At 31.5% G+C, this 20,690-nt stretch carries 16 protein-coding genes; 11 read left to right on the plus strand and 5 right to left on the minus strand.

Features of this window, described 5'->3' with window-relative positions:
• Positions 1-96: 96 nt before the first annotated feature.
• Positions 97-288, plus strand: a complete 192-nt coding sequence (locus WPG_RS04900; protein ID WP_045470083.1) for a cold-shock protein — start codon at positions 97-99, stop codon at positions 286-288.
• Between the two features lie 58 nt (positions 289-346).
• Here WPG_RS04900 and WPG_RS04905 read toward each other — a convergent pair whose 3' ends face one another.
• Both WPG_RS04905 and WPG_RS04910 read right to left on the minus strand, forming a co-directional pair.
• On the minus strand, positions 347-796 hold the full coding sequence (locus WPG_RS04905) for a nucleoside deaminase (protein WP_045470085.1): 450 nt from the start codon (positions 794-796) through the stop codon (positions 347-349).
• Between the two features lie 17 nt (positions 797-813).
• The gene (locus WPG_RS04910; RefSeq protein ID WP_045475184.1) at positions 814-3,441 is read right to left on the minus strand and encodes a T9SS-dependent M36 family metallopeptidase; all 2,628 of its coding nucleotides are present in this window, start codon (positions 3,439-3,441) and stop codon (positions 814-816) included.
• A gap of 161 nt (positions 3,442-3,602) precedes the next feature.
• Between WPG_RS04910 and WPG_RS17250 the strand changes: the two genes are divergently transcribed.
• Both WPG_RS17250 and WPG_RS04920 read left to right on the plus strand, forming a co-directional pair.
• The gene (locus WPG_RS17250; RefSeq protein WP_052471152.1) at positions 3,603-4,523 is read left to right on the plus strand and encodes an energy transducer TonB; all 921 of its coding nucleotides are present in this window, start codon (positions 3,603-3,605) and stop codon (positions 4,521-4,523) included.
• Positions 4,524-4,545: 22 nt separating this feature from the next.
• The gene (locus WPG_RS04920) at positions 4,546-6,330 is read left to right on the plus strand and encodes a 1-deoxy-D-xylulose-5-phosphate synthase (RefSeq protein ID WP_045470087.1); all 1,785 of its coding nucleotides are present in this window, start codon (positions 4,546-4,548) and stop codon (positions 6,328-6,330) included.
• Here the strand turns inward: WPG_RS04920 and WPG_RS18180 are convergent.
• The gene (locus WPG_RS18180; protein ID WP_171817154.1) at positions 6,304-6,474 is read right to left on the minus strand and encodes a hypothetical protein; all 171 of its coding nucleotides are present in this window, start codon (positions 6,472-6,474) and stop codon (positions 6,304-6,306) included. The genes WPG_RS04920 and WPG_RS18180 overlap by 27 nt on opposite strands.
• An 87-nt stretch (positions 6,475-6,561) precedes the next feature.
• Positions 6,562-7,896: a dGTP triphosphohydrolase gene (gene dgt, locus WPG_RS04925; RefSeq protein WP_045470089.1), complete on the minus strand. Its 1,335-nt coding sequence runs from the start codon at positions 7,894-7,896 to the stop codon at positions 6,562-6,564.
• Between the two features lie 229 nt (positions 7,897-8,125).
• Between dgt and WPG_RS04930 the strand changes: the two genes are divergently transcribed.
• On the plus strand, positions 8,126-10,918 hold the full coding sequence (locus WPG_RS04930; protein ID WP_045470090.1) for a TonB-dependent receptor: 2,793 nt from the start codon (positions 8,126-8,128) through the stop codon (positions 10,916-10,918).
• 36 nt (positions 10,919-10,954) lie between these two features.
• A complete protein-coding gene (locus WPG_RS04935; RefSeq protein ID WP_052471153.1) occupies positions 10,955-12,268 on the plus strand; it encodes a hypothetical protein in 1,314 nt (437 codons plus the stop codon).
• Positions 12,269-12,339: 71 nt separating this feature from the next.
• Here WPG_RS04935 and WPG_RS04940 read toward each other — a convergent pair whose 3' ends face one another.
• The gene (locus tag WPG_RS04940; protein ID WP_045470092.1) at positions 12,340-12,699 is read right to left on the minus strand and encodes a hypothetical protein; all 360 of its coding nucleotides are present in this window, start codon (positions 12,697-12,699) and stop codon (positions 12,340-12,342) included.
• A 288-nt stretch (positions 12,700-12,987) separates the two neighbouring features.
• On the opposite strand from WPG_RS04940, the gene WPG_RS04945 reads away from it, so the two are divergent.
• From WPG_RS04945 to WPG_RS04970, 6 genes are all read left to right on the plus strand, one after another.
• Positions 12,988-15,273: an inorganic phosphate transporter gene (locus WPG_RS04945; RefSeq protein WP_045470094.1), complete on the plus strand. Its 2,286-nt coding sequence runs from the start codon at positions 12,988-12,990 to the stop codon at positions 15,271-15,273.
• Positions 15,274-15,426: 153 nt separating this feature from the next.
• On the plus strand, positions 15,427-16,278 hold the full coding sequence (locus WPG_RS04950) for a flagellar motor protein MotB (protein WP_045470096.1): 852 nt from the start codon (positions 15,427-15,429) through the stop codon (positions 16,276-16,278).
• A 252-nt stretch (positions 16,279-16,530) separates the two neighbouring features.
• Complete coding sequence (locus tag WPG_RS04955) at positions 16,531-17,253, plus strand: DUF6503 family protein (RefSeq protein ID WP_045470097.1); 723 nt, start codon at positions 16,531-16,533, stop codon at positions 17,251-17,253.
• Between the two features lie 250 nt (positions 17,254-17,503).
• Entirely contained in the window at positions 17,504-18,496 is a 993-nt protein-coding gene (locus tag WPG_RS04960) for an AhpC/TSA family protein (protein WP_045470099.1), read from the plus strand.
• Between the two features lie 6 nt (positions 18,497-18,502).
• Positions 18,503-19,885 carry a sensor histidine kinase gene (locus tag WPG_RS17255; RefSeq protein ID WP_052471154.1) on the plus strand — a complete coding sequence of 461 codons (1,383 nt, stop codon included), beginning with the start codon at positions 18,503-18,505 and terminating at the stop codon, positions 19,883-19,885.
• Complete coding sequence (locus WPG_RS04970; RefSeq protein WP_045470101.1) at positions 19,882-20,625, plus strand: LytR/AlgR family response regulator transcription factor; 744 nt, start codon at positions 19,882-19,884, stop codon at positions 20,623-20,625. The genes WPG_RS17255 and WPG_RS04970 overlap by 4 nt, the downstream gene beginning before the upstream one ends.
• Positions 20,626-20,690: the final 65 nt, after the last annotated feature.

Consider the following 20,690-nt stretch of genomic DNA (forward strand, 5'->3'; position numbering starts at 1 on the left):
ACCTATTAATTCTCAGTATTTTAAAATAAAACAATTTATTAACATTAGCATTGATTAATATTCTATCTTTGCACTTTAATTTTTATTTATATTATAATGACTGGAACAGTTAAATTTTTTAATGATTCAAAAGGATTTGGATTCATTACCAACGAAGAAACAGGAAAAGACATCTTTGTACACGTATCAAACCTTAATGGTCTAGAATTACGTGAAGGAGACAACGTAGAGTACACAGAAGAAGAAGGAAGAAAAGGAATGGTAGCTGCAAATGTGCAGGTACTATAAGTATATATCTTACAAGTTTCAAACGCTCAACCAATCGGTTGAGCGTTTTTTTTTATACTTAATTTAAATTACGCTTCTCAATAAAAAAGCGCTTCATTAATTCTGAAGCTTCATCTGCTAAAATTCCACTCACAACTTTTGTCTTAGGGTGTAATTTAGTTCCTAATGCTTTAAATCCACGTTGTTCATCTGAAGCAGCGAAAACTATTTTAGCAATCTGACTCCAATACAAAGCACCAGCACACATTTGGCAAGGTTCTAAGGTTACATAAAGTGTACAATTACTTAAATATTTTCCGCCTAAAAAGTTAGCTGCCGAAGTAATTGCTTGCATTTCAGCATGTGCAGTCACATCATTTAATAATTCTGTAAGATTGTGTGTTCTTGCTATAATACGATCTTCAACAACTATAACAGCACCAACTGGGATTTCCCCTTTTTCATAAGCAACTTCAGCTTCTTGAAGTGCCTTTCGCATAAAGTATGTGTCATCAAAAGGATTAATCATAAATAGGCAATGGCATTCTAGTTTTTAATAATCTTTTCGTTATAATTAAAATTATCCCCTTTGATATTCAAAACGTACAATCCAGATTGTAATTGATTTGTATTTACAGTAATCACATTGAATAATTCTTTTCTCATTTCAAGAACAACGCGACCATTAATATCTACTAAAGTAATTGTTACATTACCTAAATTCTTCGTTGTAGAAATTGATAATTCTGTTTTCGTAGGATTAGGATATATAGTTAAATTATCATTAGAAAATTCTTCAGTACTTAATAGAGCAGAACAGTTTTCCAATGAAGGATCTGTACTAGGAGGCACAGAAAAATCCTCTACTTGATCACTCCTTAGATTGGTATTTCCTTGTTCAGCATTAAGCCCTAGACCACGAGCAGCAAAAATTTCCCAAATTATACATTGATCCACACCTCCTGTTGTTGCCATATCTGCAGCTAAAAGTGCGTCTCTACCATCTACAAAACCAGGACTACATGGTTGCAACTTAAGACCATCAATAACTAATTTCATAATCTTGTTATTACCGCCATTACCATTATACATATCAGCACTAAATCCATATTTCTCAATATATGCCCATGTCAAATCCCATAATATAGTTGCCCATACAAACCCAATACCATGTGGTTGAGCAAGTGTATTAGAAGCTTGGTAAGTAAATCCATTACTAACTAAGTTTGTGCTGTAAGGTGCTGGACGTATACCACCACCAGAAACTGGTTGGCTTATAGCAAATGTTCCTATACCTCTTGCATCATCTGGAAGATCTGTTGCCTTTAAGGTTACCATTAATCCAAACCAATCAGACCAGCCTTCACCCATTTGGTCAGCATTAGAAAGACAACCTGCTGCACCTGGACCTCCAGTTAATCGATTTGAAATACCATGACCATATTCGTGAGCAATAATTCCATTATCAAAATCGCCATCAATAAAATCTGTTAAATCTGGCCCTAATAAACTAGCAGTAATAGCTTCACCATTAATAAGTGCTGTAATAAGTGCTTCACCTGTACCTTGAGGAAGCATTATTGATGGTATCGTTACTGAATCTCCTACAGCACCAGCTCCCATTATAATAGCATCTCCTGGTTCATTATTAACAACAATTGCAGCAATGGCTCCTGCGTTTTCTACAGCTAATACTTTCACCCCAAACTCACATGATCCACGTCTTAATACAGCAATGTTACCATTAAGAAATGGTGTATTCATAATTGTTTGACAAGCGTCATATATATCAGTTCCAGAATCCGTTGCTAAGACTAAACTCGAAGTAATTGGTGTTATTGAAGATAATTGTTCTCCAAATGCAGCACCAACACCATTGTAAGTACCAGCTAAACTTCCATTTTCTATGGTAACTCTTTCAGAAGAATCACCACCTGGAGGAGACCATAAAAACATCTGCATTCTTGGACTAAATCCATCAGGTGGTGTTCCAAAATTAGCATTATTAAAACCACTACCATCTTGAGCATCAGCAAAAACAAAATCATTTCCAACACCTAAGTTACTATAATTTGTAGTTTGAAAGTTTCCCGAACTCTCATCAAAACCATGTTGAAACCAAATATCATGCATCATGTTATTTAGGTAAAACAAATTGGTAATTGCTGCCGATTGGTAATCTAATGGAGACAAATTAAAGTCTAACGGATAGTCAAAGTTTAATGTTGCCGTTCCATCTGGTGCGAAACTAAATCTAGAATTATTTCCTTCTACATCATCTTTAGCCCAAACATTATTTCCTCGTGTAATTGTGTAATCAGCTCCAGCAATTCCATCATCGTCATGCCATCCAAAAGGTGATGCTGCAAGACTTGCAGGTTCTGTAACTATTTCTCTCGAACCATGATTTGGACTTTCTAAAGGAAGTGGGAATACATTATAAATAGAACCATCTACCAAAAATGAACTAGGTGTCGTCACTAAATTATTAAAATCTAATTGACTTGGATGCTCTGCGTGGTTATGTTCTTTATCAAAAGTACAGGTTAAAATTAAATCATTAAACTCAATCATTTCATTACTTAAAGCATCTATTCTAATACTCCACCAATGTTCTTTATCATATATAATAAAATCCCAAGCTAAATATAATGCTTCCTCTTTCTCTACATAAACCAATTCTACCTGAATATTTTCAGCTGAAATTGCAACATCAGAGAATACATAGCGATTAGCATTATGCTCTAACTCCTCAATATTTTGTGCGCTTCCAAGTTCTAATTGAAATACAGCCTTCTGAATAGCCGAAACAGGAGAAAACGAAGGTGCTGTAGCATTAATTTTACTAGACAGATTATTAAGAAACCTATTAGCATAATAAAAGACCTTTCCTTCCTTAACAGCAACACTAGAAATTGCATTATAAATTCTTACACCTTGATGAGTTTGGTTAATATAGACTTGAGTTAAATCTGTATTCTGAGAATAATACTCATCAGTCACAATAAACTGCTCAATATCTCCATCTTTAAAATCATATTTAGATTTATGGTCTTTTAGATAATTGAAAATGAGTTCCCCGTTTTCTGAAGATTGAGAATTACTTTGACTGAATAGGCTCGAAGTTGGTATTACCATTAAAAGTAATACCAAGCATAAATAATTTTTTATCATAGCTTTAAGTGATGGTTTAACCTTAAGTCTTAAAAACAAACAAGAACTTACGGTATATTTTCTTTTTATCAAAAATAAGAAATCATAAAGGATATTTAAAATTGAATCCATATTTCACAATAAACGGCGAAATTTGATGCTTTTATGCAAAGCTGTTAATTATGAAGACTAAATACTCACTCTCAATTCCAAAACCATGTCATGAAGATTGGTCTAAAATGACTCCAAACGAAAAAGGAAAATTCTGCCAATCTTGTTCTAAAACTGTAGTGGATTTTACTAAAATGGAAGTTGATGAAATTCAAGATTATATCCATCGTAATAAAGACCAACGCATATGCGGACATATTAAACAGAGTCAACTAAATGCTATTAATTTAAGAATTCCTGAAACGGTCTTTAAAAAGACTTTGAGTTTTCATAGGTTATTTCTTTTGGCTTTGCTCTTAGCAATGGGCACAACTTTATTAAACTGCTCTGATAACAAAGGAAGAAAACAAAAGATTAGCAACATTGAAATTGTAGAAACCAATCAAAAATTTGTTGATACCATTTCAAAAAAATGTACAATAATAGAAGTTAAACCTGATTCAATAAAATCTAAAATAAAACCACCTGTTAAACCAAAAATTAAGGACGAGGAAATAATTGAAGGCTTTATAATAACTGGAGATATTGTTGAAGTAGAAGGAGCGTTAGAAATTACACCTCATCTAAATAAACAACCTTACTCTTATAACTTTGTAGATCAAAAGCCAAAATTCTTAAACACACCAGCTAATTTATCTAAAGACGATGAAAGTGTTTATTTCCAAAAAGAGATTTCTAACATTATAAATGAAAATTTTAAAGTCGAACAAGATAATTTAGGCTTAAAAGGAAAGCAACGCATTTATTGCCAATTTGAAATAAATGAAAATGGTGTTTTGGAAAACCTAGAAATAAGAGGACCTCATCCAAGTTTTGAAAATGAAGCTAAACGCGTTTTTAAATTATTCTCAAAATTTATTCCAGCTAGGCATAATGGTGAAAATGTTTCTGTTGAGTATACTTTACCTATTGTTTTTGTAATCGAAGACTAATAAAATCCCGTATTTTTGTTGAGTGCAAAAGTCACTTTTAGAACATATCAAGCTACCTAAAGATTTACGTCAACTTAAGGCAGAAGATTTACCTCATCTCGCTAAAGAATTACGTGAATTCATTATTAATATCGTCGCCACCAAAGAAGGCCATTTAGGCGCTAGTTTGGGAGTTATAGAATTGACGATTGCTTTACATTATACATTTAATACACCTGAGGATTTACTGATTTGGGATGTTGGACACCAAGCTTATGGGCATAAAATATTAACTGGCAGAAAAGATATATTCGAGACTAATAGACAGTTAAACGGTATCAGTGGGTTTCCAAAACGAACGGAAAGTGACTATGACACCTTTGGAGTTGGGCATTCATCAACCTCAATTTCTGCAGCATTAGGTATGGCTATTGCTTCTCAATTAAAAGGAGAACATAAACACCATATTGCTGTCATTGGAGATGCTTCAATTGCCAGCGGAATGGCTTTTGAAGGCCTCAACCATGCAGGAGTTACAGATGCTAATTTACTAGTCATTCTTAATGATAATGCCATTGGTATTGATCCAAGTGTTGGTGCTTTAAAACAATATTTAACCAACGTTAAAAAAAGTACTGAAAAGCAAGATAATATTTTTGAAGCTTTAAATTTTGATTACTCTGGTCCTATTGATGGGCATAATTTACAATTATTAATTTCAGAATTAGAACGATTAAAATCAGTAAAAGGACCAAAGTTCTTACACGTTATAACCACTAAAGGCAAAGGTCTAAAACAAGCCGAAGAGCAGCAGGTAAAATACCATGCGCCAGGAAAATTTAATGCTAGTACTGGTGAGTTAATTGCCAAATCTGGCTCTAGCCAACCACCAAAATATCAAGATGTTTTTGGGCAAACTATTGTAGAACTTGCCTTAAAAAACGAAAAAATTATTGGTATTACACCAGCAATGCCAACTGGTAGTTCCTTAAAATATATGATGGAAGAGATTCCTCATCGTGCTTTCGATGTTGGTATTGCAGAACAGCATGCTGTGACCTTAGCAGCAGGCATGGCTACTCAAGGTTTAATTCCTTACTGCAACATCTATTCTACTTTTTTACAACGTGCATACGACCAAATCATACATGATGTTGCTTTACAAAACTTACCTGTAATTTTCTGTTTAGATCGTGCTGGTTTAGTTGGTGAAGACGGAGCAACTCATCATGGTGTTTTTGATTTGGCATACTTAAATTGTATCCCAAACTTGGTGATTTTTGCACCAAGAGATGCAATTGCCTTACGGAATATAATGTACACCGTTCAACTTGGAATTGATTTCCCAATTGCTATTCGTTACCCTAGAGGGAGAGGACATATTTTAGATTGGAAACAACCCTTTGAAAAAATCAAAATCGGAAATGGAGTTTGTTTAAAAAAAGGAAGCAAAATTGCTGTACTTTCTATTGGAACTTCATCAAAAACTATTACAGATGCCATAGCTTTTTTAGAAGATAAGGACGCTTTTGGCCATTACGATATGCAGTTTATAAAACCTTTAGATAATGATTTATTACATAAGATTTTTAAACATTATGACTCCATTGTAACTATCGAAGATGGAACAATTATAGGAGGTTTTGGTAATTCGATTATTGCTTTTGCTAATACCAATAACTATAACCGTAAAATCATTACACTAGGTATTGAAGACGAATTTATTGAACACGGTACAGCAGACCAATTAAAACAACTTCAAAAATTGGATGTATTATCGGTAAAAAAACAATTAGTAGAACTACTCCTCAGTTTCAACAATAGCTAAATCTGTTTGATCCTTAGATTGTTCAATCTGTTCTGTTTCTTGTACAATAGTCTCTTGTTGAGGATTAGTGAAGTCATCAATCATTAATAGGCAAGTCACAACAACCATGAAAATGACAAGGCCTCCAAGTATATTATTTTTCATAAGTAGGTATTTGTTGAGGGCTGATTATGAAGTAAATAAAAACATAAAATCGGTAAAAAACAAATTTATTCGATGAAATGCAATTCACTATATATTTCCTTTCAACTTTTGGTGCAATAACATGGCATTAGTATCCGATAATTTTGAGATATAAAGACATATGGCCATTAGGTTATTATATAAAGAATCTTGACTCAATCTTACTGTTTCAGGTAGTACATCAAATAACAATTTATCGTAATAAGACATATTACTGCTATAATAATTAAAAGCCATTTTACCATAGGCTTTAAGTAGTTTATTCAAAATTTCATAACCCGAAATTTCTTTATCAAGCACTTCTTTAGACTTATACACATTATTTACGCTAATATCGATAATATCTTTAATCTGTGCTTTGTATAGACTTACATCTAATAAAGCGGTTTTAAAATTACCAGCTAAAATAGCTTCTTCGTGTGCCATAAATATAGTAGCAGCTTCGTCAATAAGAGTACCTATCGCCAGAGCACGTAAATAGCTTACACGATCTTCTGTAGTCTTTAATTCAGAATACTTTGCTTTATTGATATTCTTAACTAGTGTGATTAAATATTCTAGCGCATATTCTTCTTGAATAAGCCCTAAGTTAATACCATCCTCAAAGTCTATAATGGTATAACAAATATCATCAGCAGCTTCTACTAAGAATGCTAAAGGGTGTCTCTGAAAACTCAAATATTCATCACTTCGTTTTGTCAAACCTAATTCTGAAGCTACATCTGCAAACATCTCTTTTTCACTTTGAAAAAAGCCATATTTCTTATCTACAATATGCAATGTTGGCTTTTTAGGTAAAGATTCTTTTGGGTATTTCATAAAAGCACCTAAAGTAGCATAACTTAATCGCAATCCTCCTTCTCTTCCTTCTCTGCTTTCAGTTAGAATTTTAAAACCATTAGCGTTACCTTCAAAATCGCATAAATCTTGGTACTGTTTATCTGTTAAATAGTTTTTAAGTTCTCTTCCTTCCCCATCTTTAAAATAAGCTCCAATTGATTTTTCTCCAGAATGCCCAAATGGTGGGTTTCCGATATCATGAGCTAAAGCTGCAGCCGCAACGATAGCACCAAAATCGTTCATCTTATAACCGTGAATATTTTCTAAATGCGGATGTTTTTCTAAAAGTAACTTACCTACTTTTCGCCCTAAAGATCGACCAACAACGCTAACTTCTAAGCTATGTGTTAAACGTGTATGTACAAAATCGGTTTTAGATAATGGAACAACCTGAGTTTTATCTTGAAGACCTCTAAACTCTGATGAAAAAATGATGCGATCATAATCAACCTCAAAGCCCAAACGGGTTTCATCTTGTTCTTTTCTTAGTCTTTTATTAGTGTCGCCAAAGCGTTTTAAAGAGAGTAATTGTTCCCAGAGCATAGTTAAAATCTTATAATACGCAAGATAGATAAATTGATATAGAATTGATTATAAAATACTTAGTTAGATAATAGAAATTTCAATGTTAAGTAATCATCTCCTTAATGTCAATTAGCTTAATATTAAGCTAACACTAAACTAACCTTTTGATTACAAATCTTTAATTTTTATGTAACCTACAAACAAGAGAATCACACTTTCTTTGCACCAGTAATATTTTAAAAAACTGATGAGAAAATTACACTTAATATTTATTCTATTTATCACAGCATTTTCATTCGCCCAAAGTACAGGGACTATTGCTGGTAAGTTAACAGATAAGGAATATAATAACGAACCTCTTCCTTTTGCAAATGTTGTAATAAAAGGGACATCTACTGGAACAACTTCAGATATTGATGGTCTATATACATTCGAAGAATTAGAAGTTGGTGCATACACTTTAGTATTTAGTTTTGTAGGTTACGAAACACAAGAAGTTAATGTTAATGTAGTAGCAGGTGAGACTATTACTGTAAATGTAATAATGGGTGCAAGTGCTGCAACTTTAGACGAAGTTGTACTAGAAACTGTTTCTAGAAAAAAAGAAAGTGAAGTCGCTATTTTATTAGAACAGAAAAAGGCAGCCACAACACAAACTAAAATTGGAGCCGTAGAGCTTTCAAAAAAAGGAGTTAGCGATGTCGCTACAGGTTTAACTAAAGCAACAGGTATCTCTAAAGAAAGTGATAAACTTTATGTTAGAGGATTAGGTGATCGCTACAATACTGCGTATTTAAACGGTCTACCAATACCATCATTAAATCCTAAATTAAAATTATTAGATTTAGGTATTTTCCCAACTAAAATTGTAGAAAATCTTGGTATTTTCAAAGCATATTCGTCTGAACAATATGGTGACTTTGCAGGTGCCAGTGTAGACATTAATACAAAGGACAGGCCTGGGAAAAAATTATTAGAAATTGGTTTTGGATCTGGTGTAAATACAACAGCAATCTCAAATGACTTCTTTTTACTAGATGGTGGTAAATATGACTTTTACGGTTTAGATGATGGTTCTAGATTTGCGACTCCTCTTTTAAACATTCCTAATTACACTTATAATAGTAATGATGTTGAGTATTACCCTTTTGATACAGGTTTTAACCCTGAACAACGTTTAGATGGACCCAACATAAATGCTAACATTTTAGCTGGTCATAGTTTTAGGACTGGAGAGTCAAGCAATTTAGATTTACTTTTATCTGCATCTTTCAGTAACGGACATGAAGCTACAATAAACGGCTTTGAAACGGTTTATAATTCACAAGGTGAATTAGACCAAGGATCTTATTTATTTAATTACGATAGATTTAGATATAAGACAAATACAACTGTTTTAGGTAGTGCTTCTTATAAATGGAATTCTAAAAATACCATAACATCTACAACTTTATTTGTAAATGACACTGAAGATGAACTAAGAGAGTTTACAGGTGTTTCTGGTGAAAATACTGAATTAAACACCTATGTAAGACGTGGAACATTTCAACAAAATAATTTATTTACACAACAGATAACTGGTAATCATAAATTTGAGGAAGGTAAGTATGAAATAAATTATGGTGGTGCTTATAACAAAGCTTTAGGCTATGTACCAGACAGAAGACAATTATTCTTTTCTGAACGCCAAGATGGCTCTATTGTTTTAGGAAACTTTAGAAATACTAATGATAGCGATAATCAACGTTTTTATCAAGAATTAAATGAAGACGACTACTCTACAAAAGTATCTTTTGATATTAACCTTTCTAAGGATGAAGACGATCTCTTTAAAAACAAATTAACATTTGGCATTAATACTAGAAACAAAAAACGTGATTTTGAAGCTAAGCAAATCAACTACATTTTCGATGCAAATAATACGGTTGTTCAATTAAATAATCCAGATGCATTCTTAAATGAGCAGAATCTATTAAACGATGTTTACAATGTTATTGAAGTAACACGTCCTCAAAATGCTTATGAAGCTGACTTAAATACCTTTGCAAGTTTTGCACTTTTCAAATGGAAAGTTTCAGAAAAACTATTAGTTAACACTGGTCTTAGAGTTGAAGATTTTGAACAAAATGTATTCTATAAAGATCCTATAACCATTGAAGACTCTGTTGGAACTATTGATGAGTTTTTTGTACTACCAAGCCTAGATGTAAAGTATATACTTAATGAAAAAACTAACCTTCGTATAGCAGCAAGTAAAACGGTAACATTACCATTATTTACTGAAACGGCGCCATTCTTAGATGAGGATGTAAACGAATTTACGATTGGTAATCCAGATCTTAAAAATTCGGACAATTATAACTTTGACATTAAGTACGAATTCTTCCCAAGAAATGGAGAAGTATTTTCTGTAACTGCATTTGGTAAATATTTAGATCAACCTATTGAAAAAATTAGAATTGCATCTGCAAACAACAATAACTCATTCGTAAACTCTGATAATGCTAAAATATTTGGTGGAGAAATAGAATACAGACAGCAATTAAACAACATTTTTACATCAGAAGAAGATGAAGGTACATTGAGTAATCTTTCGCTTGGATTAAATGCAACTGTAATGTATACCAAAGTTGTTATTGACCCAACAGTAACTGTTCTAAATGCTGCAATTGCACCAACAAACTTAGAACGTAAGCTGCAAGGTGCATCACCTTATATCTTCAACGCAGATATTAATTTTTCAAAAGAATTCGGAAAACACAATATCTCAACTACTCTAGATTTTAACTACTTCGGAGACAGAATATATTCTGCTGGTGGAAATGGTGTTGGAGACATTTTTGAGAAAGGTTTCGGAACCTTAAACTTCAATTTTAAAGATACGTTTAACGAGCATTGGGAAATTGGCTTATCTGCTAAAAACCTTCTTAATCCAACTATAGATCGTTACCAAGACCAAGAAGACATCAATCAAAAACTTACAGTAAGTTCATATCAACTAGGTGCAAATTTAAGCCTAGGATTTACATATAAATTTTAATCAAAAACGAAAAATCACACACTCAAAATTAAAACTATGAAAACTACTCAAAACATAATTAAAGGATTATTTCTAACCTTAGTTATCGTATTTCAGGCCTGTACTATTAATGAAGAAAGTATTGGTGATGTGACTATTAATCCTGGAGGAGGAAATAATGGTTCAGACTGTATTCAAATATCTGGAGAAATTTCTGAGAATATGACATTAACATCTGACAACTGTTACGAACTTGTAGGTGGTGTTTCTGTATTAGATGGTGTAACGCTTACTATAGAAGCAGGAACAAGAATATATGCAGGTCAAACTACAGAAGGTATTTATTCTTACCTTCTTATTAACCAAGGTGCAAAGTTAATGGCAGAAGGTACTGCGAATCAACCAATCGTATTAACATCTAATCAAGCAACACCAAATCCTGGAGATTGGGGAGGATTAATTATTTCTGGAAAAGCACCAATTAATAGAGGTGCAACAGCAACTGCTGAGGTAGCAAATATTACTTATGGTGGTTCAGAACCAAATGACAACTCTGGTGTTATTCGTTACATGCGTTTAGAATATACAGGTGGACGAATTAATGCAGATTCAGAATATAACGGCTTATCTTTATATGGTGTTGGTAGTGGTACAACATTAGAATATATCCAAACCTATTTAGGTAATGATGATGGTATTGAATTTTATGGTGGAACTGTAGATTTAAAGTATGCCGTTTCAACTGGAGCTCAAGATGATAGCTTTGACTGGACAGACGGTTGGGTTGGAAGAGGTCAATTCTGGGTCGCACAACAAACCACTTTAGAAGGTGATAAAGGTATCGAAGCTGATAACTTATCGTCTACACCAGATGCCATTCCTTTTTCTTATCCAACGCTTTCTAATATTACTTTATTAGGAGCTGAAGATGGAGATGGTGAAAATAAAGGTATTGAATTTAGAGCTGGTACTAAAGTAGCAGCTTACAATATGATTATTAAGGGATTCCCTGGAAAAGGTATCGAAGTTGATGATGACCAAACTTTAATAAACTTAAACAATGGAGAAGTAGAAGTGAGAAACTCTATTATAGATAATGTGAATTCATTTGATTTAGATCATGGTGGTAGTGCAACTGCAGATCTTGCAGATTACGCAACGTATTCTAACTACACATTAGATGGTTCTAATGATCCTTTTAATAATGTAGGTACAGCAATTCCCGATGATTTTGAACTAGAAGGTTTTAGAGGGACTTATGAAACGAACGCAATTGACCCTTCAACAATTAACTCTTGGTTTACTTCAGTAAACTATGTTGGTGCAGTAAATGCCACTAACGATTGGACACAAGGTTGGGTAAGATTCTAAAGAAAAACTTAGTCAAACAAAAAGAGCATCTTATTGATAAGATGCTCTTTTTGTTTATATGTAATTTTACTCTATCTATTTGAAGCGACAGAGGTATTTGAATTTTTCCATTCATTTACACTTGCAATAGCATTGTTAGAATAGTCTACTTCTTTTAAGTTATCACCACTCCAATAAAACCATTTACCTACTTTAATTCCATTATCATACTTGGCCGAAACAATTTTGTTTCCTTCGTTACAATAACTAAACCATTCTCCGTGTAATTTACCCTCAGCTGTATAATAACCTGTTTGGCTCACCTCTCCATTATCATGATAATAAACAACTTCAATTAAATTCGTTTCTTTATTTAAATTTAATGATCTTTCTTTTTGCGCATAAGAGAAACTTACACTAAGCATTATGAGTAATATAATTATCTTTTTCATCTTTGTTTTGGGCTCTAATTAATATTTACATTACAAACATAACATTATTTTTACATTCTAACAACATTTACTTAACATTTACGTAACACTAGAGCCTTATATACCTGTTTATTAACACTTTAAATTAATTCTATTTGATAACAATACTGTAAATTTTAGATTTTATCAATATCTACAACTGATATGAGTTCATCTTTTTTTTTTATACTTGTGTAGAACATAACCTTTAGTTAACATAACGTTCAAATTAAAAGAAGAAATTTGTGTTCAATACTAGCTTACAATTATATGGAGAACCTTTATGTCTATATGCTAGCTGCTTTAGCTTTTTTAGCTGTTGCAGATTTAGTAGTCGGTGTAAGTAATGATGCTGTTAATTTTTTAAATTCTGCGATAGGATCTAAAGCTGTTTCTTTTAAAACTATAATGATTGTTGCTAGTATTGGTGTTGCAATTGGCGCAATGACTTCTAGCGGAATGATGGAAGTTGCTCGAAAAGGAATCTTTAATCCTGGAGAGTTTATGTTTAATGAAATTATGGTCATTTTTATGGCCGTAATGCTCACCGATATTTTACTCTTAGACTTTTTTAACACGCTCGGTTTACCTACATCTACTACGGTTTCCATTGTTTTTGAATTGTTGGGAGCTTCTGTTGCTGTAGCATTAATAAAAATTTATAGTGATAGCAGTCAGACCATAAGTGATTTAACTACATATATTAATGACTCCAAAGCCATAGAGATTATATTAGGTATTCTACTATCCGTCGTCGTTGCTTTTACCGTTGGAGCTATAATTCAGTATGTCTCTAGATTACTTTTATCATTTAAATTTCAGGAAAAGCCATCATGGTATGGTGCAATTTTTAGTGGTTTAGCTACCACAGCAATCTTATACTTTATATTAATTAAAGGAATTAAGAATGCCAGTTTTATGAGTCCAGATATAAAGGCTTTTATTTCATCTGATCCTTTGGCTTTAATGGTTATTGGATTTATAGGTTTAACTATATTGTCTTATGCAATTATACATCTCCTTAAAACTAACATCTACACTGTAATTATAGTTATTGGCACATTTGCATTGGCAGTAGCTTTTGCAGGTAATGATTTGGTAAATTTTATTGGTGTACCAATAGCTGCATATAACTCTTACGAAGCTTGGTCTATTAGTGGCTCTTTACCAACCGACTATGTAATGACTGCATTAGGTGAACCTGTACAAACAGAACCTTACTTATTGCTTATCGCAGGTTTAATTATGGTTTTAACGCTTTGGTTTTCTAGTAAAGCTAAAGCTGTTGTTAAAACCTCTGTTGATTTATCGCGACAAGATGAAGTTAAAGAACGTTTTGAACCAAATTTCTTATCTCGAAATATTGTTAGACTAACTATAGGTCTCAATGATAGTATTAATCGCTTGTTACCAGAATCTTATAAAAACTGGTCTAACAAACAGTTTATTAAACCTAATGTAGTTGTTAAAGCTAGTGAGGCCCCTGCATTTGATTTAGTGAGAGCTGCTGTAAATTTAATGGTAGCCAGTGTTTTAATATCTATTGCCACTTCAATGAAATTACCTCTATCTACAACTTATGTGACTTTTATGGTTGCCATGGGTACATCCTTAGCTGATAGAGCTTGGGGAAGTGAGAGTGCTGTTTATAGAGTTGCCGGAGTTTTAAATGTCATTGGTGGTTGGTTCTTCACAGCATTTAGTGCTTTTGTCGCTGCAGCTATAATGTCTTGTATATTATATTATGGAGAAGGTTATGCACTCATAGGATTGGTAATATTAGCTATTGCTTTGTTGATACGTAGTTATATTTCACATCAAAAAAATTCTAAGATAATACGCGAAGAAGATCAGCTTGAAAAAGCTGAAAGTAGTTCTACGCAAGGAGTTATCCAAGAAAGTGCTTCAAACATCGCCAATGTTGTTAAACGTGGTAATAGAATTTATACTTCTGCAATTAATGGTTTAGCGGTTCAAGATTTAAAAGTATTAAAGAAGAACAGAAAAAATATTGAAAAGCTATCTAATGAAATCGATGAGCTTAGAGATAATATATTCTACTTCATCAAAAATCTTGAAGAGCCTAGTCTATCAGCCAGTAACTTTTACATCAATATCTTAGGTTATTTACAGGATATGACACAATCCTTAGATTATATTTCTAAGTCGAGCCATAAGCATGTTAACAATAATCACAAGAAATTAAAATTCAGTCAGATTAAAGAGCTTAAGGATTTAGATGCACGTATGGAAGCTTTATTCTCTACAACACAAACTGCTTTTGAATCGCGTTCTTTTGAAAAAATTGGTGCTGTACTCAACGAAAAAGCTGAAGTTTTTGAATTAGTTAGACAAAAAATACAGAAACAAGTTGAGCGCACACGTACTGAAGAATCAAGTCCTAAAAACACCACTTTATATTTTGGGCTATTACTAGAAACAAAAGATCTCCTAACGGCTACAATGAATCTTCTAGAAGAATACTATAGAGCTCACGATAGTTCAGTTGAACCAGCAACATTAATTGTTGACCCAACTATTGAGGAAGAAGAATAAAAAAATTATACTTTTTGTATACCTGACAAGGCCTTAGAGAATTCCTAAGGCCTTTTTCTTTGGAACAAATTAAAAAAATATTGTATTTCAACGTCTAAAAATCATCTTTCGTCGTATATGTGTTGTATTGATTTAATTAACTAAAAACAAACCATGAAAAAAATTTCAATCCTATTAGTATCTGCTATTTTATTTAGCTCTTGTGTTTCTAAAAAGAAGTACTTAGCCTTAGAACAAGAAAATGGCGAAATAAAAAGCGAACTCACTAAAACTCAAGTTGCCAAAGAAGATTTAGAAAATAAATTTGCAAAAATTCAGAAGCGAGTTGATGTATATAACACAAAAATTAACTCTTTAAATGAAGATGTTGAAGGTCTAAAAATAGAAAACGACATTAAATTAGATGTTAATGCTGACGGAACAGTAATTTCTAACGAAAGCAAACGTAAAATGTTGGCGACATTACAAAACGTAGATCCTACACAACTAGCTGAAGCTAAAAATTTAAAAGATTCTATGAATTTAGCTGTTCAGTATAATCTTGAAAAAACTATAAACACTACCGACTTAAATGAAGATGAAGACATCGCAGTAAATATTAACGAAACTGTAGTTATGATTTCTATCTCTGATAAGATGTTATTTAACACAGGTAGTTACAGAATTAGCTCTAAAGCTGATAACATTCTACAGAAATTAGCAGATGTTATTAATTCTGAAGAAAGTATAGATGTTATGGTAGAAGGTCATACAGATGCTAGAACTATTAGTACTGATAAAATTGCAGATAACTGGGACTTAAGTGTATTAAGAGCAACATCTGTTGTTAGAAAATTACAAAACAAGTTTAGTGTAAACCCTGAGCAATTAATTGCTTCTGGTCGTAGTAGCTACCAACCTTTAGTAGAAAACGATTCGCGCGAAAATCGTTCTAAAAATCGTAGAACACGTATTATACTAATGCCAAATATTGATAAGTTTTTTGCTTTAATGGAGGCAAAATAATCCACAAATCTATCATATTATTTAGTAAAAAGCATCCTCCCGTATAACTCGGCATTGGGTGCTTTTTCTATTTAATTAATATTCTAAATAGCCTAACCAATGCTATAAAGCTGTGGATAAAACACATATCAACTAGATTCAGTAAGTTTAAAAAATATTTTCATTAGCCATATAGAGAATATTATTGTTGGATAGTATGTTCAATATAAAAAAAAGCCTTTACTTTTAGTCTACACCAAATAAAAACTCGTTATGATAAAAAAGATATTTGTTTTATTTCTTTGCTGCGTCTTATATTCTGTTAATGCTCAAAATATGTCTGCTAAAGCAATATTAGAAAAAGCTATTAATTATCATGATGAAGATAGTAAATGGGAGCGTTTTAATGACAAATTTACTGTGGTTATGACAACATCTAATTCGCCAAAACGAACTAGTAATATCTCAATTAATTTGCCTCAAGAATATTTTAGTGTAACAGCAACTAAAGATACGGTGACTACAACATACACTTTAAACAAAGGCAAATGTAAAATGGCTTATAACGGTAAAGTTATAGACAGCACCCAAGCCAAAGAAAAAAAGATGTCTTGCAACAGAGCGATGCTTTACAAAAACTATTATAGTTATTTATATGGATTACCAATGAAACTAAAGGGTTCTGGCACAAATCTCAGTGATAAAGTTGAAAAGAAAACTTTTAAAGACAAAGATTATCTCGTCTTAAAAGTTACTTATGATGAAGCTGTTGGTAGTGATGTGTGGTACTTCTATTTTAATCCAAAAACCTATGCAATGGAAGTCTATCAGTTTTTTAAAACCGATGAAAATGGCAAAGAAAAACCAGATACTGGTGAATATATATTACTCTCTGAGGAAGCGCTCATAAATGATATTAAAATGCCAAAAGTAAGAGCTTGGTATTATAATAAAGATGATAAGTATTTGGGTACTGATACTTTGGTTGAAGATTAATAAAATCGTTTTATCTTTCTGAACTTATTTCAGAATTCACATTATTACTTCTTGAAACTCTATTTAACTCAGTTTAACAAAAAAATAGTGAATTAAATATCTTTGTCTTTTTAAAATTAGGTGTAATAAGTAATCTGAATTTAGTTGAGAAATTACAACTCACTTAGATAAAACAACAATTCACTAACCTTATTTTTTTTCAAACGATTATTAAATACACTTTTGTTGGCAACAAGTAAAACGAACATCTATGAAGAAATTAATATTTGGAATAACAACATTGCTTGTTATTTCCTGTAACGAAAAATCAAAAGAGGAGTTTTCACTAATTGGTACGACAAATGATATTGAGAATGGAACAGTCCTTTATTTAGACAATAAAGAAGTATTAATCGATTCTGTAGTAATTGAAAATAATTCTTTCGTCTTTAATACTAAATTATCAAAATCACCATTACAAGTAGTTTTGAGAACAAAAAACTTTTCTAATTACCGTTTCTTATGGTTAGAAAACAATCCAATGACATTTAATGCAAATCAATCGGATTTTAGAAATGCGATTGTAACTGGTTCTAAAGAAGAAAATTTAAGTCAGGTTTTAAGCAAAGAGACTGAATTACTTCCAAGAGATGAACGACTAATAAAAGATATGGAATTTGTAAGCAAGAACCCAAATAGTGTTCATAGTGCATATATTCTATCGGTTTATTCAACAACTTGGGGAAAGGAAAAATCTAAAGAACTTTTTGAGAAGTTTTCATTGAAAAATAAAAATTCTGAATATGGGAAAAGTATTTCAAAATATATTCAGTTGAATAAAGATCCCAAGATTGGTGAGAAATATGTAGACTTTGAAATGAAAAACACCAATGGAAAAATAGAAAAACTTTCTGACTTTAATAATAAAATTGTTCTATTAGAATTTTGGTCTTCTAATTGTGGCCCTTGCAGAAAAGAAAACCCTAATTTGGTAAAAACCTTTGAAAAATATAACCCAAACGGTTTTGAGATTTTTGCAGTATCTCAAGACATAAAAAAAGAAAGTTGGTTAAAAGCAATTGAGAAAGACAAATTACCTTGGAATCAAGTTAGTGATTTAAAAGGTCACGATAATTCAGCATCGTTAATTTATGGAATAAATGGAATTCCTGATAATTTTTTGATTGATGAAAATGGTATTATAATAGCCCGTAATCTAAGAGGAGAAAAACTTAACGAGAAGTTATCTGAATTATTAAAGTAAATTAACTTGAAAAAGATCATTCTTCAAAGTTTAAAAAAATCTGCGCTATCTAGTTTTTTAGTTCTTATTGCATTATTACTATTATCTTCTTTGGATGATGATTTTCATACAAATGTAATTACTAATATATTAGACTATTTCGGTTTCTTTTTTACAGGTTTCTTAATTGGTTTTTTAACTTCTTACAAAATAAAGGCCATTTATTTAGGGATATTTATTTCTGCTATTTTAACTTTTGTAGTTAATTTTGGTTTAAACGAATTATTCTCAAATTTGCTATTCCCCTATAGAGTAAAAATAGTTGGTGCAGCTTCTATTTTAGCGAGCGTACTTACTTATCTGTTTTCTAGGAGTATAGCTTCTAGTAAAAAAGTAAAATTAGGCACTGTAGCCTATCCATTTACCAATTCTATATTCTTTTATTTTATAGTATCAACGCTTTATACTATTATTTTTGTTTGGGCTTTGAGTAGTGAAGCTAGTCCTTACAAGGAATGGTTAAGATTCTTGTACAATATCCTATTTATAGATAGCATAGTTATTTTTATTATCACATTTTTTCTATTTAGATTTATTTATCAATATGTTGAAAAAAGAGCCATAGCTATTTATAGCTATTATTTTATCATTCTCTCTTACTATTTATTAATCTGTTTTTTTAAGTATGATAATCTAGGAGAAGGAGCCATGAATATTCGAAATTTAATGTCTTATTTATTAGCTAGAGTTCCATTTATTTTCATGATTATAGCTTCTATTCAAATAAGCTACTTAATTCAGTACTCTAAAAACGAAAAGAAACAATTAATTCAACAATCCTTTGAGTCACAATTAAACTATCAGCAATTAAAAAATCAATTAGCTCCTCATTTTTTGTTTAATAATATTAACGTGCTTACTAGTTTAATTGAAGAAAACCCCTTGAAAGCAATTCGCTTTTCTGAAAACCTATCACATATTTATCGTTATTTTTTAGAACAAGAAAAACAAGATGTTGTTTTAGTTAAAAAAGAAGTGGCATTTGTAAAGAGTTATTTAGAATTATTAAAAGACAGGTTTGAAATTGGTTTTAATTTTTCTATCGCAATTGATGAACAATCAGAAGAAAAGCATATTGTTTCAACAATTTTACAACAAGTTTTAGAAAATATTGTCAAGCACAATATCATAAATAAAACTAGTCCTATAGATATAAAAATAACGTCTTCAGACAACTATCTAGTCATTGAAAATAACAAAACCCCAAAATTAAAAACGATTCAACATTCTAAAAAAGGAATAAAAAATATTAAAATGAGAATCGCATATTTCACAGATCAAAAAGTGATTATTGATAATAATAAGACACATTATTCCATTAAATTACCTTTATTAGAATTAGCAGAATGACAGCAATTATTATTGAAGACGAATTATCCGCTGCAAGACGATTAGAACGCTTACTAGAAGACTATGAAATAGAAGTACTCGTGAAGTTAAACGCTATAGAATCCACTATATCATGGTTTCAAAAAAATGAGTCTCCAGATATTATTTTTCTAGACATTCAACTTTCCGATGGACTCTGTTTTGAAATATTTAATCATGTCAAAATCTCATCTAAAATAATATTTGTAACTGCTTTTAGCGATTATAGCATAAAAGCTTTTGATTACAATAGTATTTCTTATTTACTGAAACCTGTTAATAAAGAAAAATTAAAAGAAGCGCTTGAAAAAGCTCAAAAAGTGCATCAAATAGAGAATGATTTAGAAGAGTTTAAAAAACTATTAACAAACTATAATCCCATAAATTATAAAGAATCGTTTACAGTTAAAATTGGAAAAAAGATTAAGATTATTAAATCAGAACAAATTTGTTGTTTTAATAGCTTCCAAAACACCACCTATCTTAGAACGATCGATAGAAATTATATAGTAAATTACTCGTTGACCAATATAGAGGCAGATATAAATCCAGTAGATTTTTACAGGGTAAATCGCACATTCATAGTTCATAAGAATACAATAGTTGATATTTCTACTTATCGCAATTCGCGTCTAAAACTAACATTAAATATACCTCTAGATCAAGATCTTATTGTAAGCAGAGAAAAAGTAAAGACCTTTAAAAACTGGATCGATGAATAATCGATTAAACTAAAAAAACATCTCTCCCGATAGCTATCGGGACTGAGATGCTTTTTTTAATCTTT

It is taken from the genome of Winogradskyella sp. PG-2, from assembly GCF_000828715.1.
GTDB lineage: Bacteria > Bacteroidota > Bacteroidia > Flavobacteriales > Flavobacteriaceae > Winogradskyella.